We start from the raw sequence: 13,736 nt of genomic DNA on the forward strand, positions 1-13,736 counted from the left end.
GTCGAGTGGCCGGGTGAATCTCGGCCAGAGAGCGACCCTCCCGGGGCGCTACAGAAAAGGCCGGGGCCGGTCTGCTCTCTTCGAGCGCAAAAATAATACCCCACAGCCCCATTCTGGCTCTCGGGAGGCTCTATATGCCCAAACCGGAAAGAGTTGTAGAAGCGGCTCTTTTCTCGGCAGGGAGGCCGGTTAGTGTTGAGGAGCTCCGCGAAGCTACTGGGCTGGAGGCTGATGTAATCAGGAGCGCACTCAAAAAGCTCATTCGCTCCTCAAAAAAACGCGACAGCGCCGTAGAGGTGGTCCGGGCGGGAGCAAAGTACTGCATGCAGGTCAGGAAAGAGCTCGTTCCCTCGGTGACCAAGCTGGCCAAAACCGACATCCCGCGAAGGCTCCTCAAGACCCTAGCCCTGATCGCATACCATCAGCCGGTGAAGCAGAGCGCCCTTCTCGCAATGGTGGGACCAAAGGTATATGACCACGTGAAGGAGCTCCACAAGCTGGGCATGATTCTGGAGAGCCCGTCCGGTCAAACTAAGATCCTGACGACATCTGCTCGCTTCCCGGAGTACTTTGGAATTAAAACGACGAAAAGAGAGGAGATCAAGAAGTGGATGGCCGAGAGCGTGGGAATAAAAACCGATGGAACCCTAGTCGGCGCAAAGGCCGCCCCTGAGATTCTGGCCACTCCCCCGGCCGAAGGGACCGGCGGCGAAAGGGAGGCAGCCTCAGGAGCGGGGGAAGAAGAAAAAAAGGGAGCGAGCGAAGGTGCCGGGGAGAGAGAAAAGGCGAAGGAGGTGCCTGGCGGAGGAGGCGAGGGAGTAGAAAAGTCCAGTGAGGTCGTCGGCCTCGGAATTGAGAGGGAGGAGAGGGAGAGTGGGGAGAGAGTAGAGACTGAGGCGAAAAAAGAGTCGAGTGCGGCCGGTGGGGCCGGGGCTGGAGGTGGGAGGGGAGGGGAGGGAGGGCAGATTTTAATTTCTCCGGTGGCCTCCCGGCGCGAGCGGCAGGAAGGCGAGGGAGAGGGAAAAGGGGAGGAAGAGTAGGCCAGGGCCGGAGGGCGAGCGCCCTGAGCCATTCCGGGATGGCAAGCGATGTTCGAGGTTGTTTCACGGGACGGTGCCGCCCGCAGGGCTCTATGGAGTGTGGGTGGTTCGGAACTCAGGACCCCCAACATCCTTTTTATCTCCGTGCCAGGAATTCCGGCCTTCGAGAGGGCTGAGGCCCTGCTGTCCTCCTCCGGACCTGTTAATGGGAAATTCACTGTTTGGACGGGTGGTTCGTGGTTTCTGGAGCGGGAATTCGGGGTACGCAGGCTGCCTGGCCTTCGTGACATACCTCCGGAGGTGCGGACAGGCTTCGCAGGAGACAGTAGTAGCCTTCAAAGTACGCCTTCTGACGCAAAGGCCTTGCGAATTCCCCCCTTCCCTAATATTCCCTCCGGCTTTGAGCCTCTGCCGGGGCTGGCCTCTCGTGCCGCACACGAGCTCATGAAGGCCCATAACTCCACCTTCCTGCCCCTGCCTGGCGATTTCTCCGCTGGCGAGGGCGGGGACGCAGATGATATTAAAAGCACCGGCGCCGAAGTGGTAGTGCTTCCATCGGCCGTCGGTTTGTCCCTTAGAACAAAAGAGCTCGCGCGCGAGATTGTTAAACTCAGGGAGGCGGCTGGCTGGGGGAGAATCATATATGCAATAGGACTAGGAGAGCCCGGCCATCTGGCCCTTCTGACCTACTGTGGCATCGACCTCTTCGATTCCTCGCCCCTCGCCGCCGCCGCGCTGAGGGGCGTTCGGCTCCTCCCCGGTTGGACGGCCGGACTGTCGGAGAGGGGGGTGTGCCACTGCCCGGCTTGCGAGAAACTAGAAATGGGGGAGCTGCACGAGCAGGGAGAGCGAGGCAGGGAATTCCAGCCACGAACAACTGATTCTGGCGGGGCCGGCGGAGAAGAGAGCGCGGGAACTCCGGCCTTTGGTGGCTCGCCCAAACCCAGTGGCGCCCGTGCAACAACAGGAATTCAGAGGGTGGATGAGGATGCCGGCCTGCTTTCAGCCAGAGCCGGATTGAACACTCCGGAGACGTTCCGTCTGCTATACGAGCACAACTGCTACGCGGCATTCGCGGAGCTGAGCGCGGTTAGGAGCGCCATTGAGAGAGGGCGGCTCAGAGAACTCGTCGAGACCCGCCTCTCCGACCCCTGGAGCGTCTCACTCCTCCGCCATCTGGACCTCAGGCACGAGGACTTCTTTGAAAGGTGCGTCCCGGTCGCACGGCCCCTGCGCGAGCGCGGAGCTGGCCTGACAGCGCTCGGCACCGCGTCTCTCACGAGGCCCGAGGTGACGCGCTTCAGGAAGAGGGTGCTGGAGAGGTACAGAAGGCCACCCTCCTCCCCAATCCTCCTCCTCCTGCCATGCTCGGCGAGAAAGCCCTACTCCTCTTCCCTCTCCCATAGGGCCTTCAGAGCCGTCGTGATGGGCTGCGGGAACCCCGGCGCGGTCCACAGCGTCGTTCTCACCTCTCCACTCGGTGTTGTTCCCATGGAGCTGGAGTGCTTCTATCCGGCGAACTGCTATGACGTCCCGGTCACGGGGGACTGGGAGGAGCAGGAGATTCGAGTGGTGACTAAACAGCTCGGGTGTTTTCTGGAGAGGGGCCGCTATCGCGAGGTGGTCTGCCACCTCAGTGGCCACGAATTCCTTCGCGATGCCCTCCCGGCCTCGTCGCACTTTACCGCCGATGACAGGCCTGCCTCGCCGGAGGCCTTGCTCTCCTTGAAGTCCACGCTGAGGGAGCTTGCAGGGAGGGAGGAAAGAGTGGGGAGAGAGAGATTGGATAGGGAGAGGGCCGCCTCGATCTTCAAGTTCCAGTGGGGAGATGGCGCGGAGGCGCTCGCGGAGGAATGCAGGGTCAGGAGGCTCGGCCCCGGGTTCGTTTTCACCTCGCCCGACGGGATGCAGCTGGCGTCCCTCTCTCCGGAGAGAGGTCTCGTCTCCCTGACGATGAGGGGCGCGGAGAGGCTTCTCGGTAGGACTAATTACGAGGTCGAGATTGATGACTTCAGACCGACAGGCTCGGTCTTCGCCAGAGGCATCCTCAACGCCGGGCGAGACATCAGACCGGGAGACGAGGTTCTAGTGGTGCACAGGGGAGAGCTCAGAGGGGTCGGCGTCGCGATGATGTCGGGTCCGGAGATGGAGGAGAGGGGAAGAGGAGTGGCGGTCAAGCTCAGGCACCACCGTTCCGTGAACACCCCGGTGTCTCTTGAGAGGCGTGGGGGGGCAGGTGAGGGTGCATGAACGGGGAGCCCGAGAAGACGAATAACTCCGGGTGGGATGGGGATTATGAGACTCAGGAGAACGGGTGCGGGGAGGGGGGAGATGAGCTCGGGACCAAGAGCGAGGGAGCGAGACAGGTTCCGGGCCGCTGGAGGGACCCCAGAAAACCGGTCGCTTTCTGGATAGAGCCGGACGCTCTGGACGGCCAAGAGGTTAGGGCGGCTGTGCTCTTGCTCAGGACTCGAGGATGCAGCTGGGCCCGGTGCACTATGTGCGGCTACCACAGGGAGGCAGCCCCAGCAGGGGGGGAAGATGTCCTGGCTCAGTTCAGGACCTGGCTCGAGAGGGTTGGGGCCGAGAGAGTCGCCAAGCTCTACACCTCGGGAAGCTTCTTTGACGGGAGGGAGATTCCGGCGGACACTCGGCTAATCATTCTCGAGGAGGCGGGCCGGAGGTTCGAAAGGGTCGTTGTCGAGTCACGGCCCGAGTTCCTGACGGAGGAGGCCCTGCGAGACGCGATAAACAAGTGCCCGCAGCTGGAGGTAGCCATTGGGCTCGAATCCGCTTCGCCGAGAGTGCTCGAGTGGTCGGTCAGGAAGGGACTCACACCCGCCGACTTCGAGAGAGCGGCTGGGCTTGTGCACAGGATGGGCGCAAGGGTCAGGAGCTACGTCCTGCTCAAGCCGCCCTTCCTGACCGAGCTCGAAGCGCTGGAGGACGCGGTGGCGAGCATCCTGCGCGCCGCCCCCCTCTCCGATGTTGTGTCCCTGAATCCGGTCAACGTCCAGAGGGGGACCCTTGTGGAGAGGCTCTGGCGCCTAGGTCTTTACAGACCCCCATGGCTCTGGACCGCAGCGGAGTGCATTGCGAAGGCCGTAAACTACGCGGGCGCTGCAGGGGCGCACGGTCCGAGACTTGTGTGCGCTCCCTCGGGCGCCGGGAGCCCAAGAGGAGCCCACAACTGCGGCTCCTGTGATGATGCGGTGACTCGAGCGCTCCGTAACTTCTCGATATCGCAGAGCGCTGGCGATTTGAAAACAGTCATAGAAAAAGGCTGCGCCTGTATGGATGAGTGGCGCCACACCCTCGCGCTGGGGCTCCTCACGCACCTGAACCATGACGCGCTGCTTCGAGCGTTCTGAAGCACAGACGCTTATCGTCCCCCTTGCCCACGACGACGGGGCCCAAGGTGCCGTTCCGTCGCCTCACACCTCAAACGGCCTGGGCCGTGGAGCCGGGCGTATCAGTAGAAACTCGGCTCCTTTTTCTTCGGTCCGGTGATCACATATTTGTACAGCATCATCAGGAGGGCGCCCATGACGACGAGCAGGAATATTAAGAGCGTTATTCCGACGCCCGGCTCAATGCCTCCCGTGTAGGTAAAGTAGAAGACCGTCAGAATCAAGCCGAGCACGACGAGGAGGCAGATGTCCACGATGACTTCGAGAAGGGTGCGGGCATCGCGCGATAGACCCGCGGCCTCCTTCCTCTCCTCCACGCGCACAGCTCCGGCCCGGTCCTGCCCGGCGACACCCGTTGTTTCTCTCAAGCCCGACCTCGCCGGTGGAGCCCTCATCGGCCTGAACAGGCTGGGCTCGAGCTCCACAGCCTCCTCCGTGCGGGGCCGCAGGGCCTCGACGATGGACGAGGTATCGAAGCAGAAGACCACTCCCTTTCCCGTTGCGGCGACGAGCCTCTTCCCGTCCGGGGAGAGCGTCACGTTCTCGACGGGGCCCTCGAGTCGTTGCTTCCAGACGAGCTTCTGATTCCTGTGGAAAAGAAATATTTCCTCGGCCTCCGTGCCAGCAGCGATGAAGACCCCCCTCGAGTCCATGGCGACGGTGCCCACGGTCTTTTCGCCCGTTATATAGCGCCAGAGCAGCCCCTCGGTGCGGTGGAAGAAGGAGACCTGGCCAGGGTGCGCGCCGCCATATGTACCGACCGCAATATAATCCCCTGATGGGGAGATCGCGAGCGAGCCGGGAGGGCTCTCGAGCCTGTGGCTCCAGTATAGCTTGCCCAGTCTGTCAATCAGGTGCACCGAGCCGTCGGAGGACGCCACCGCTGTGTAGAACCCGTCAGCCGAGAGTGCCACATGCCCGATCGCCCCCTTCATCTTTTGGGACCACGCGAGCCTTCCGCCGTAGTTGGTGCTGTAGTTGTCCATGAAGTAGACCGTTGAGTCCTCAGAGCCAGCCACTGCGTAGCTTGCCGAGGACGAGAGCCCGAGGGCGGGTACGGGGCCCTCCGCCCTCTTGCTCCAGACAACCCTACCCGTGACGCACGAGAGGAACAGAATTCCGCCCCTCTCGGTCCCGACGAGCATGTATCTGGCGTTGTGGCTCAGAGCCAGGCGCGTCACCGGCTCCCCCGCATCGTGCTTCCAAAGAAGCTTTCCGCTGCCGTCGAAGAAGAGGACGCTCCCGTCCACCATGCCCGCCGCCGCGAAGTCGCCGGAGGAGGAGATACCCAGCGCGGAGGGCTTTGAACCGAGCTGTACGCTCCACAGGGGCTTCCCCCCAGCACCCAGGAGGTGGAGGAAGCCGTCGTCGCCGGCGGCGAGCACGAGCTCACGGTCGCCCGCCATCGCCAGCCCCACAACGCTTCCGCCGACCCTCTGCCTCCAAACCTCCTTTGCCTCGACCATTCCTCACCGCCCGGCCGGCCCGCAAGATTGAGTTCCTGTCATATAATCTTTGCCCGGTCTTCAGAGCCGGAGTCGAGAAAGGCATGGCACTCGTCGCGCGAGCCGCACTCCGGGCAGTGGCGTGCGCAGGGCTCGATATGGACTAGAACCCGCGAGCCATCGAGTTCATTCTCTATCTCCCTCTCCAGGGCGTCGCAGAGCTCGTGCGCGTCGTCGACATGGGTGTCGCGGGCCATGACCACGTGCAGGTCGATATGGCGCTCGGCGCCTGCCTTCCGGGCCCTGAGTCCGTGGAACTCGACGAAGCGATCCCTGTGGCGCTCGACAACAGCGCGAATTCTTCGCATCTCCTCCTCGGGCAGGGTGTGGTCCGTCAGCTCCCTCGCGCTCTTGACCGTAAGGCGCCAGGCGGCGTGGACGATGAGGACGGCGACGAGAATCGCAAGGATCGGGTCAAGGATGACGAGCCCAGTGAGGTGAATAAGGACTAGGCCCCAAAGCACACCCGCCGAGGTCCAAACATCGGTGCTCAGGTGGAGGGCGTCGGCCTCGAGCGCCGCCGACTCGGTTCTTCGCGCTATCTGGAAGAGCTTTCTGGACACGGCGAAGTTGACCAGCGCGGATACGCCCATGACGGCAATCCCAGCCGGCAGGAGGCCGACCTCGACTGGGTTGAGAATTCTTAGGATGGCCTCAGCGATTATCGCGCCCGCTGCGACGAGAATCAAGGCGGCCTCGGCCACCGCCGAGAGGTTCTCGAACTTGCCGTGGCCGAAGGCGTGCTCGCGGTCGGGCGGCCTGGCGCTCTTGACCACCGCCACATTCGCTATTATCGCGGCGAGGAGGTCGAGCCCGGAGTGCGCGGCCTCCGATAGGACCGATATGGAGAGCATCGCGAGGCCGACCGCGAGCTTCAGCGCGGTGAGGAAAACGTTCGATACTATGGAAAGCCTGGCCCACCTGACCTTCTCCGCGACACGCGCATCGCTGACGAGTTCCATCCGATTCCTTTCACACAATGGTCTCGTTGTATTTGGGTATTGCCGGAAAAAAATAAACCGGAGATGGAATTCTCTAGCGAATGCCAGGGGAATTCAGCACATGGGGCCGGCGTGCCTGTGGGAGCGGGAGCCGGCTTCCGGGGCAGGGGTTGGAGCGCTACACGTTGAAATACATCGCGTGCTCCCAGCTCGTCACTTCATTGGAGAAGGCGCGCCACTCGGACTTCTTGAGCTCCCTATATACATCGTAGCTCGCGCTGCCCAGCACCCTCTTCACGATGTCGTCACTCTCCATCGCCTCCAGCGCCTCGCCCAGCGAGCCCGGAAGCCTCTTGATTCCGAGCTCCCTCCGCCTCTCCTTTGACATCCTGAAGATGTTCTCGTTCACGGGCGGTCCGGGGTCGAGCTTCCTCTTTATTCCGTCTAGGCCGGCCTCCAGTAGGACGGCGAACACCAGGTAGGGGTTGGCGGAGGGGTCGGGGTGGCGGGGCTCGCAGTTTATGGAGCCGGGGTTTGCGTGGCGGGCCGGAATCCGGACCAGTGCCGTTCTGTTTACGGGGGACCAAGCGATATAGACGGGGGCCTCGTACTCTGGCACGAGCCTCTTATAGGAGTTCACTGTCGGGTTGGTTATCACGGCGCAGCCGCGCGCGTGCTCGAGAATTCCGCCGATGAAGTAGCGCATCGTCTGGCTCATGTGGTACTCGTCTCCTGGGTCGTAGAAGGCGCTCTCGCCGCCCTTCCAGAGGGAGACGTGAACGTGCATTCCGTTCCCGTGGTCTGCTTGAATAGGCTTGGGCATGAAGGTCGGGACGAAGCCGTGGTGCGCGGCCACGAGCCGGGCGAGGAACTTGTAGGTCAGGCAGGCGTCGCCCATCATGCGGGCACAGGGCATCGCTTTGAGCTCGACCTCGACCTGTGTGACGCCGCCCTCGTGGTGGTGGAACTTGACTGGTATCCCGAAATCCTGCAGCGCGCTGGAGAAGTCGTTGCGGAAGGCGTCGGTATCGTCGAGAGGGGGGGGAGCGAAGTACGCACTCCCAGGGAAGGGCCTGAAGCCGGATGGATGGTGGGGCTCGATGAGCTCAGGAAAGACCACCAGATGGCCCGAGCCGCGGGAGCTAGCGGGGTTCAGGGCGTCGTTCTGGACGAGGGCGTCCAGCCTAGAGCGAAAGAGCGAGAACTCCAGCTCGGGCGAGAGCCATGCCTCGTCGAAGCCCGCCTTGCTCAGATTCTGCATCGCCTTCTGGGCGATGCGCCGGGGGTCGGCCTCGAAGCGACGACCAGTGGCTGGATTGAAGATGTCCGCGAGTGCACGGGCCACGGTGAGCGCCCCACCACACACTGGGGAGACCACTAGCGTTGCGGGGTCTGGTACAGCCCTCATGTCCGAGGTCTCGACCTGTGCGAATCCCTTGACTGAGGAGCCATCAAAGCCTATTCCATCGTCCCAGACCTTCTCGTTGAGCAGGTCCTCCGCGGGTACTGTGAAGGACCTGAGGCCGCCCAATAGGTCAGAGAAGTGGACCTCCACCCAACGCGCACCAGTGCTCTTCAGAAGGTCATTGGCGCGTCCGATTGCATCAGTCCTCTCTGTGCTGGCCAGAAACTCGTTCATGCTGGAAAACGAAGAGGATTGCTCACCCCTTCCCACGGTCATTTCAAACCCCCGTCAATAATAGGGATGGCTTTATAAAACCTTGCCTGTCTGACCCCCCGTACAAAGAGGGTCGCCCGCACGCTCCTTCAGACAGTCAAATTCTCCTCGTTAGCCATCGAATTATATTGAGGATGAATTTCTTGTTGTCGGCATGGTCCAGATACCTGTCGGTCATCACGCTCGTGTCTCCGATGCACACCACCCTTCCCCCGCTAACATGCTGGGAGACGGCGGTCGCGAATGAGCCCACGAGCTCGTCCTCGTCGAGCTCGCCGTCCGCGTCCAGGTCCGCAAAGGACTGCTCGTCGGACCAGGCGAGCACGGCGCTCTTGGGGGCCGAGAGGGAGCAGCCCGATATGTGCCCGACCTCGCGCACGTCGACAGTGATGGGATGGCGGGCAAATCTGCGAATTATTGCGTAGGTCGGCTCCCTCCTCCTCCCCACCGATTGCCCCATCAACCTCACCTCTTCCTCATGAACATTCCGTGTGTCCGTGATGCGGTCCTTGTTGAAGACCACCCTGAAGCTCTGCGCGAGGGTGTTCAGGATGTCCGCAGTCCCGTGGAGGTTCCCCCACTCCCCCGTTAGCAGCAGACCACCCCCAGCCTCAACGTATCCAAGCGCGGCCTCCACGTCCCGATTGGAGAATTTTTTCGATGGAAAGGCGATGACAAGCGCCTCCGCGTTCTTCAATGTGGGGAGCCTGAAGTCATCCTCGCTGTGAATTACACCAAGGACGAAGCCCTCAGCGCGCAGCGCGCGGGCGAGCTTCGAGAACGAGGAGCCACCCTCCTCCTCTAGGCGGATGTTCTCTCCGTGCGAATTATCAAATAGCACGTGGGGCATGCCCTTTCTCCGGAAGAATATGGCTTCGCTCTTTAATTAAGTTTGCCCGTGCGAATCGGCTCGCTACGAGGGCTGGTCGGCAGACCATCAGGATTAATTATTCGATAGCCCATTCCTGCCCGGTCTCGGTGTAGAAATGGCGGCACCCACTGGTTCGTTTCCCTCCATTGGATATCACGGACTGGAGAAGGAGGACAAGGCCGCCAAGGTCCGGACCTACTCGAGCTACACCACCGGCATCCTGGGCTTCGTGATGCTGATGGTGCTCCTCCAGTCCGTCGCGACCTCGGGGGCCTCGTTCGAGCCCTTCCATCTGCCACTAGAGGCCCTCCTTACACCGATTCTTCTCTTCCTCCTCCTCATCAATATAGTGGTCATCCTCTTCGACTCCATCGAGCTCAGGGTCATGAAGGAGCCCAGACACAGGGTCTGGAGGTGCGAGGACTTTATCGCCAACGCCAGGCCGCTCGCGGTCGTCACAATCGTTCTCGCGTTCTTCTTCTCCAACCCCATCCTCCTCGGAACCATCGAGGACCTCTCGAGCAAGAGGGGAACAGAGAGCCTCGATGGGAAGGGGGATTACAGGGTGAGGTTATACCCCTCTGACTTCTTCGACACCTCCTTCATTTCAACGCTGGAGGCGAGCAGCGACGGTGGCGGGATAAGGGTCTTCGTTCTGGAGGAGAGGGACTACGGCCTCCTTCAGGACGCGGACTTCGACCTCTCCAATGGAAGCCTCCTACTCAGGCTCAAATGGTGTAGCCCTTCTGAGAATTCAACGGTCAGCGTGGACCTTCGGGAGCTCGCGTTGGACTTCAGGGACCACGCCGTGGTCTTCTACAATCCCGGCAACACTACCGTAACTGTGAGCTACACGCTGGCCAACCGTGTCAACCGCTCCCTGCTCGACCGATTTGTGACGATGTGCGTCGTTTTCTTCGCACTCAATCTCGCCTGGGCTATCGCCGTATACGCCCGCAAGAGGGCTTACATACAGGAGTTCATCAGGAGGGAGCAGCAGAGGCTGATGAGGACCTACACCATTGAAGAGGTCTTCCTGATATACCGCGACGGAAGGCTGATATGTCACAACAGCCGCAGGCTCAAGCCTGACATTGATAAGGACGTCCTCACTGGAATGCTGACGGCGGTCCAGACCTTCGTGAAGGACTCTTTCGCTGCAGAGGAGAAGGGGGCGCTCAACCAGCTCAACTATGGAAACCTCAAGATTCTCATAGAAAACGGCCCTAGGGCCAATCTCGCGGTGGTGGTCTCCGGCAACGAACCCGCTTCCCTCAGGCCGAACATGAGGGCACTCCTCGACAGCATCCACAAGAGGTACATGCCAATTCTCGACGACTGGGACGGCGACATCACCCGTCTCAGGGAGCTGAAGAAGCAGATAGGCCTCCTGATTCCTGAGGAGAGGCTGAGGCCCCGCACTGTGGTCGAGGAGATTCTCGTCCTCTACAGAGACAACAGGTTCATGATGCACCTCTCCCAGAGGGGCCAGCCAGACGTCGACGACACCCTCCTGACCAACCTGCTGGAGACTGTGAGGACGCAAGTGGGTGAGGCGATGTCCTCACCCGGGAAGGAGGCGGTCTACGAGATCCCCTATGGCGGGTGGAAGGTTCTGATAGAGTATGGCGTGCACATCTATCTGGCGGTCCTGATCTCAGGGCCAGAGCCCCCCGACCTCCGGGAGAGGATGAGGAAGGTCCTGATTGACATAGGCTCCGCGTTCGACGAGGAGCTCGCGAAGTGGGACGGGAGCGCGGAACTCGTGCTAGATCTCAGGCCCCTGATAGAGGAGCTCTTCGTCGAGAGCCTGAAGAAGAAGAAAGGTAAGTGGTTCTAGAAGCTCCGGAGGTCGCTCGGGGTCCCCCATCCTGCCCAGGGCGGGCGGCGGGTCCCGAAGCTCTTCTCCAACGGAGCTGGGTGGCCCGGTGGGCGCGGAGTGGCTGAAAGGATGATGGGTGGAGTTCAAGCGGGTCGTATATTCGCACACCCGCGCCGAAATTCAGAACCATCTGTCAAGCCTGAGCTGAGCGCCCTCTTTCCTTCTTTGCTCCAGAATTTCGACGAGTCTAGTCAGGGGGCCCTCGACCCTCTCCTTCGAGAAGTCGTGCTCGCCGCAGAGCATATCGACCACACCCTTAACATCCGGTGAGCCGAACTTAATCTCGCCCGGATCCTCCACTGCCGGCTCAAGAAAGATTTTCCTGATTTCATAGTAGCCCGGCACATCGAACCCCTTTGCCTCCAGGACCTTCTCAAGGTTCCCATGCTCTTTTATCAGCTTCAGGGCCTTCTTCGGTCCTATGCCCTTTACGCCCTCGTTGAAGTCCGTGCCCATCAGAATCGCCATGTCTACAAGCTGCTCTCGGGTCACGCCTAGCACCGAGAGGACAGTGGGGAGGGATATCAGCTCCGGCTCAATATTTACGTAGATTTGCTTCCTTGGGAGTTTGCGCCTCCCGGTTATCGTCAGGTTGCGGACGAGCGATGGGGAGCCGAAGAGGAGGGAGTCGTAGTCCTGCGATGAGACGCAGGAGGCGAGCCCTTTCTGGACCATGAAGCTGGCCTCCGCCTCGCCCTCGGAAGGAGCCTGTACCACGGGGATGCCCATCAGGCCAAGAAGCCTCTTTGAGCCCTCGACCATTTCTTGGGTAATTCTGGAGGTCTGCTGGGCCTTGCTCCTAGCCCTCTCAATATCACCCTCCGCAAGGGCCCGAGCCCATTCCTCCCCCGCCCTCTCCTTCACGGCGGCCCTTTCCTCGAGGGTCCCCCTCTTCAGCTCGGATGGTTTTCCGTCAAAAACATAGATGGGCCTGATACCGGCCTCGAGGAGGTTGATGTTTCTATAGAGCAGTCCGGAGAGGTGCGAGGTCACCCTTCTCTTCGAGTCCATCAGCGGGGTTCCGTCTGGCTGGCGGATTATCGATAGGAATTGATATATCGTGTTGTAGGCATCTATGGCGATGGTCTCGCCGGCGAAGTCCTTCAGGAGCCGGGTCTCCTTAGGCACAATCTCCGAGAGGTCTACTCCCATCTTCCTCCGGGGGGCTCAGGTTGGAGCGGGGAGGCCGAGCCGGGCGCGCAACTCTCTGACTACCCTGGCGCGGTTCTTCTCGAGATAGAGAAGGGGCAGGGCGACCACGGGCAGGGCCGCGGTCATGGTCAGGAGGTGTCCGATCATGAACGGGAGGGCCATGGCGTAGCAGACCCCGAGGCCCGCGAGCGTGTGCGGGTAGAAGAGGAGCCACCAGCCGAAGTTGGTCCAAAGGTCGAAGGCCAGAATTCCAGCGATGCCAATGCCCGTTAGCGAGAGGGCGTAGGCCGCGCTCGGTGCCCGGTTCTTCCTCGTCACAAGGCCCAGAAGCCCCATCATGACGAACCCGGACCATGTAAAAATCAATATCGGCCCGTTGCCCAGAACAAGGTCGGATAGGGCCATCGCGGCCAGGGGAACGATTAGGCTGTATAGACCCCCGAGTAGCACCCCGGCCAGCACGGACGAGATTCCGGCCAGCGCGAAGAGGTCGAACATTATCAGCGAGTTCCCCAGGGGCACGAGAGGCCTCAGGACCACCCTGCCCAGCGCGACCGCGGCCACCAGCGCAATTGCACCGATGAGCTTCAGGTTGCTCGGTCTCATATCGATCCCGGGACCGTATCTTTTTAGACTTATTTATCCCTTATCTCATCTTCTTCTCCGGGCTGTTAATTCTCAACTTGCGCGATAAAGGCGCGCCCGCTGGAGTCGTTCGCAAGGCAATGGCCAGCCGGTCCACGCGCTATATTCAAACCGGTTGTGACGCTTGCTGCATTTCTACAATAGCCAGGCCCACCGAAGCGATGGAGAGAGCTCCAGTCGGCGGTGCAGAATAGTAAGTGAACCTAATGCAACCGAAGAATTCTTATAGGAGCTCTTACCCACCGAAAGATTCGAATCCTAGAACCTCCATTTCCTATGCAGATGCGAAGACCCGACCCAAAACCCGGCAACAGGCTCATCCCGGAGAACCTCGCCCTCATTCTCCCGATGCTGTATCAGGGATGGTTTGAAAACAAGAATTTTCAGGAGCCCCCTCCCGTCTGCCCTAAATGTAAATCATAAATCAAGCCCTTTGACCGGGTTAGGCGGGTCTACATGAGAATTCTCACCCTCGAGGGAATTCCTCGAAATATCTATGTCAATGTCCACAGATTCCGGTGCTCTAATGGCCATATCACCATGGCCAATGACGCATTCTACCCCAACTGCCGTTATGGTAAGAGAATCGTGGACCTGATTCTATACCTCCGC

General features: G+C 60.8%; 10 protein-coding genes. 4 read left to right on the forward strand and 6 right to left on the reverse strand.

The annotated features are described in order from the left end of the window. The first annotated feature begins 134 nt into the window (after nt 1–134). Genes QW379_09345 through QW379_09355 form a run of 3 tightly spaced genes read left to right on the forward strand, consistent with a single transcriptional unit; the run spans nt 135 to nt 4,411 of the window. Nucleotides 135–1,040, forward strand: coding sequence for an SMC-Scp complex subunit ScpB (locus tag QW379_09345; protein MEM2870601.1), 906 nt, complete (start codon nt 135–137; stop codon nt 1,038–1,040). A gap of 48 nt (nt 1,041–1,088) precedes the next feature. After that, nucleotides 1,089–3,290: a DUF5591 domain-containing protein gene (locus tag QW379_09350; GenBank protein MEM2870602.1), complete on the forward strand. Its 2,202-nt coding sequence runs from the start codon at nt 1,089–1,091 to the stop codon at nt 3,288–3,290. Further along, a complete protein-coding gene (locus QW379_09355) occupies nt 3,287–4,411 on the forward strand; it encodes an archaeosine biosynthesis radical SAM protein RaSEA (protein ID MEM2870603.1) in 1,125 nt (374 codons plus the stop codon). Before QW379_09350 ends, QW379_09355 begins: the two co-directional genes overlap by 4 nt. 101 nt (nt 4,412–4,512) lie before the next feature. Here QW379_09355 and QW379_09360 read toward each other — a convergent pair whose 3' ends face one another. The 4 genes from QW379_09360 to QW379_09375 all read right to left on the reverse strand — a co-directional run bounded on the left by QW379_09360 (nt 4,513) and on the right by QW379_09375 (nt 9,424). After that, the gene (locus QW379_09360; GenBank protein ID MEM2870604.1) at nt 4,513–5,916 is read right to left on the reverse strand and encodes a WD40 repeat domain-containing protein; all 1,404 of its coding nucleotides are present in this window, start codon (nt 5,914–5,916) and stop codon (nt 4,513–4,515) included. Between the two features lie 38 nt (nt 5,917–5,954). Further along, the gene (locus QW379_09365) at nt 5,955–6,917 is read right to left on the reverse strand and encodes a cation diffusion facilitator family transporter (GenBank protein ID MEM2870605.1); all 963 of its coding nucleotides are present in this window, start codon (nt 6,915–6,917) and stop codon (nt 5,955–5,957) included. A gap of 157 nt (nt 6,918–7,074) precedes the next feature. Next, nucleotides 7,075–8,577 carry a type I glutamate--ammonia ligase gene (gene glnA, locus QW379_09370; GenBank protein ID MEM2870606.1) on the reverse strand — a complete coding sequence of 501 codons (1,503 nt, stop codon included), beginning with the start codon at nt 8,575–8,577 and terminating at the stop codon, nt 7,075–7,077. A 94-nt stretch (nt 8,578–8,671) separates the two neighbouring features. Next, on the reverse strand, nt 8,672–9,424 hold the full coding sequence (locus tag QW379_09375) for a DUF4350 domain-containing protein (protein ID MEM2870607.1): 753 nt from the start codon (nt 9,422–9,424) through the stop codon (nt 8,672–8,674). Between the two features lie 136 nt (nt 9,425–9,560). Here QW379_09375 and QW379_09380 point away from each other — a divergent pair, with 136 nt between their 5' ends. Further along, a complete protein-coding gene (locus QW379_09380; protein MEM2870608.1) occupies nt 9,561–11,285 on the forward strand; it encodes a hypothetical protein in 1,725 nt (574 codons plus the stop codon). A gap of 162 nt (nt 11,286–11,447) precedes the next feature. On the opposite strand, the gene fen is transcribed toward QW379_09380, so the two are convergent. After that, entirely contained in the window at nt 11,448–12,479 is a 1,032-nt protein-coding gene (gene fen, locus QW379_09385) for a flap endonuclease-1 (GenBank protein ID MEM2870609.1), read from the reverse strand. 15 nt (nt 12,480–12,494) lie between these two features. After that, nucleotides 12,495–13,085 (reverse strand): DUF6580 family putative transport protein, encoded by a 591-nt coding sequence (locus QW379_09390; GenBank protein ID MEM2870610.1) that lies wholly within the window; start codon nt 13,083–13,085, stop codon nt 12,495–12,497. Between the last annotated feature and the right edge of the window lie 651 nt (nt 13,086–13,736).

Source organism: Thermoplasmata archaeon (assembly GCA_038851035.1).
Taxonomy (GTDB): Archaea; Thermoplasmatota; DTKX01; order VGTL01; family VGTL01; genus JAWCLH01.